Genomic DNA, 3,105 nt, shown 5'->3' with positions numbered 1-3,105 from the left:
TTGAAACCCAACAGCAGTTGCTGGGGTGAAACCGGAACGCGATCGCCCTTATCAATCGTCGTTCGATGTAGGATGTCCGAAACAGTAGGTTTGGTGAAACCCAACAGCAGTTGCTGGGGTGAAACCGGAAGGCGATCGCCCTTATCAATGGTAACACAATTTACCATGTTCCATGTGGGATGTCCGATGGTGGGAGATTCGGTCGAGAAGGGTTCAGAAAATCGTGGACAACCATCCCCAGCAGTAGACCACTGATGACCGTCACCAACACCGAGACATAAATCACCCACACAGACAGAGAATTTAGGCTGCTGATAGCACCAGAGATAGCGTTCGATTGTTTTTTACCTGATAAAGCCGCTAAAGCCTCTGTGGCATTTTGGTAACGCTTGCGACAATCAAAAGCCACCATTTTATTTAAAACCTCAGCCAATTGGGGGCTGACAGAAACTTGATCAGCCCAAATTACTTCTAGCGTGTTAGGGTTTATCCGTAACTTATCGGGAGGCAATCCTGTTAACCCTTGAATTGCCACCATTCCCACTGCATAAATATCGCTGGCAAAATTAGGACGGCCTTTCCATTGTTCGTGGGGTGTATATCCGCGAGTACCAATAGGTAGGGTAAAATTTCCTTGGGCGACCGTAGTTTCTCCACCAATGTCTTTGACCGTCCCAAAGTCGATCAGCACTATTTTTCCATCCCTAGTGCTGCGCCGGATATTGGAGGGTTTAAGATCGCGGTGAATTATACCTTGTTGGTGAACAACTTTCAGGACTTCTAAAATTTCTCGCAACAGTTGAGTTACCTGGGGTTCCTTGAGTGGAATGCCATTTTGGGGGCAGATTTCATCCGTCAAATCATGACCCTCAATATATTCTTGGACCAGATAAAACTCTTGATTTTCCTGAAAAAGGGCAAAAAGTTGGGGGATTTGGGAGTGTTCCCCCAGTTTATAGAGGGTTTTGGCTTCTCTGTCGAACCAATCCTGGGCTACTTTCAACACCCGGGGCTGAGTCGATGAGGGTTTGAGTTGTTTAACAATCCGGTGAGGATAATCAGGGAGATGAATATCCCGCGCCAAGTAAGTTTCGCCAAAGCCACCTTTACCCAACGAAGATTCGATCTGGTAGCGTCCGCCAAGCAGTTGTCCGACTTGCATAATTTGGGGGATAATGTTTTTGGGGGAATGGGATTTTAATTGAATTTTGGTATAATGAAAGCAGGTAGAGGGTAGAAGGTTTAATTGCCTCTTAGTCAATATTCTACTCAACTTACAGGAGTCAGGATATGATCAAACTTCAATACTTCGTGCTAATGCTAGTCCTTGCCGTTTTGGCTGGGTTTGGTGTCGGGGCTATTTTTAATCCTGGGTCTTCCACTACTGCTGCTGATCCTACAACCAATCCGGCGATCGATGAACAAACCACATTCAAATGCGTTGACGGAAGCAGCGGTTGGTCAACGGTAGCCGAGAGAGGGAATGCCGTTTCTAAAACGCCCATGATTACTTGGAATAGTGAAGAATTTGGGGATAACTGGACTCCCCAAGATCGCTGTCACCAAGTTTCTGAGCGACTAACCCTGGCGGTGACCAATAATGGGGGGCAGTTATTGGGATTAGACTTAACCCATGGCAGAGTGAACCAGCTAACGGTGATTTGCGTAGTCAATTCCCGGCAGCAGACCTGCAGGGAGAATAATGTGCTGTTTACTCTCAGCCAGAAAAATGCCCCCACCCCCAGAACTACAATAGCAAGGATAATCGACTTTAGCCAGGGGCAGGATGTGTCGCCCATAGATGAGTCCGGTTATCCCCAGTATTTTACCCTGAAAAGTTGGGTAGATCGGCATTTACCCCATAGCAGTGGGTTTTAGGGTGGTTCACAAAGGGGGAGTGCTTAACCCAATCTCGATTATCATGCCCAAATTATCGCAGAAATCCGGTTTGTTGGTGGTGGCAGTGCTGGCGGTGGCTCTGGGTGTGAGGGGCTGTGGTCGGCTGTCGTCCGAGAATGTGGCGAAAAAAGCCCAGGAAGTCACGGTGATGGTCGATGGCTGTGCGGCGGGTTCGGGAATGATTTATCGCCGTCAGGGCAATACTTATTATGTGCTGACCGCTCATCATGTCGTCAGGAATGCTCAGGATACTTGTTTGATTATCACTCCTAACGGTATCCGCCATCGGGCTAATCGGGAAGTGACTGTCCCCCTGGCTGATGTGGATTTGGCGGTGTTGACTTTTACCAGCGAGAATGACTACAAGCTGGCGAGGTGGGGAAACTCTGACCGGGTGGCGGTAGGGCAAACGGTCTATGTAGCAGGCGCTCCGGTGGCTACTCAGGCGGTGCCTCGACGCACGGTGATTATCTCGGATGGGAAAATTATCGGGAAAGTCTCTCAGCCGAATGAGGGTTATAGCTTCATTTACAACAATATCACTCAACCAGGTATGAGCGGCGGGCCGGTATTCAATGACCGAGGACGAGTGATTGGGGTTCATGGTAGAGGCGATCGCGATGATAGAGGCGACAAAACTGGGCAGAATTTGGGGATTCCTATTGCCACATTTTTGGAGAGACCTCAATCGGCGATCGCACAAGGGGGGCAGATTGTTGAAAGTCCTCCTCAAATACAGGAGGCAGCAAACCTGCGCGGCGATTTCACTCTCCCCGCATTACAGCAACAAGGAATGATCAAGCGACTGGGACGGGGACAAGTACAAGAAGTAATTTCCCTCAACCAGGAGTTAATGGTGGTCATTGCAGGTGGTGGTGCAAGTTTATTTAACCTCGCCACTGGGGAAGCCCTCTGGGAAATTGATTGTCCGGCTTCGGGTGGGGCGGTCAGTGCAGATGGGCGGTTATTGGCACTATATAGCAACAAAGATATTTGTCTATGGGATTTAAGCGCTGGGCAGTTTTTGCGCCAACTCACCGGACATACAAACAGTGTGTTAAGCGTCAGCTTCAGTCCTGATGGTCAAACCCTGGCTTCTGGGAGTTATGATAAGACAGTGCGACTGTGGGATGTGCCTACCGGACGGGAACTGCGCCAACTCACCGGACATACAAACAGTGTGTTAAGCGTCAGCTTCAGTCCTGA

At 49.1% G+C, this 3,105-nt stretch carries 3 protein-coding genes; 2 read left to right on the top strand and 1 reads right to left on the bottom strand.

The window, feature by feature from the left end; translation table 11 throughout:
- Nucleotides 1-160: 160 nt before the first annotated feature.
- A complete protein-coding gene (locus P5683_RS23715; RefSeq protein WP_228116360.1) occupies nucleotides 161-1,261 on the bottom strand; it encodes a serine/threonine-protein kinase in 1,101 nt (366 codons plus the stop codon).
- Nucleotides 1,262-1,290: 29 nt separating this feature from the next.
- Between P5683_RS23715 and P5683_RS23710 the strand changes: the two genes are divergently transcribed.
- Together P5683_RS23710 and P5683_RS23705 are read left to right on the top strand one after the other, a co-directional pair.
- Nucleotides 1,291-1,878, top strand: a complete 588-nt coding sequence (locus P5683_RS23710; protein WP_315641094.1) for a COP23 domain-containing protein — start codon at nucleotides 1,291-1,293, stop codon at nucleotides 1,876-1,878.
- Between the two features lie 43 nt (nucleotides 1,879-1,921).
- Nucleotides 1,922-3,105, top strand: a 1,184-nt coding sequence (locus P5683_RS23705; protein ID WP_315669493.1) for a trypsin-like peptidase domain-containing protein, incomplete at its 3' end; no start/stop codon positions are given.

This window comes from Limnospira sp. PMC 1279.21, assembly GCF_032349615.1.
Lineage (GTDB): Bacteria > Cyanobacteriota > Cyanobacteriia > Cyanobacteriales > Microcoleaceae > Limnospira > Limnospira fusiformis.
The sequence above is the reverse complement of the archived record's forward strand: the minus strand, read 5'-3'. Positions and strand labels throughout refer to the sequence as shown.